The organism is Clostridioides sp. ZZV15-6383 (genome assembly GCF_020657735.1).
Taxonomy (GTDB): domain Bacteria; phylum Bacillota; class Clostridia; order Peptostreptococcales; family Peptostreptococcaceae; genus Clostridioides; species Clostridioides difficile_D.
This window is the reverse complement of sequence record NZ_JAGWCV010000229.1, coordinates 1-255: the sequence shown is the minus strand read 5'-3', so window position 1 is coordinate 255 and position 255 is coordinate 1. Positions and strand designations below refer to the sequence as shown.

The window sequence follows — 255 nt, the reverse complement described above, 5'->3', positions numbered from 1 at the left end:
ATATTAACTGATAAAGATAGTATTACAAATAATACATATAAGTGGCTAGAGAGTGAGGATTTACAAAGTGCTTATTTTATAGGTGGTCCTCAAATGTTGTCAACAAATGTTATAAATAAGGTAAATGAAATAACTAAGGAGAGTGTTACTAATAATAGAGTATACGGAGCAGATAGACATGAGACAAATGCAAATGTAATAAAAAAATTCTATACAGATGATGAATTAGAAGCTGTTTTAGTGGCTAAATCAGAT

1 pseudogene is annotated in these 255 nt (G+C 28.6%); it reads left to right on the top strand.

Annotated features, from left to right (window positions below):
- Positions 1–255: pseudogene (locus tag KGF42_RS19575) on the top strand (cell wall-binding repeat-containing protein); the annotation flags it as partial.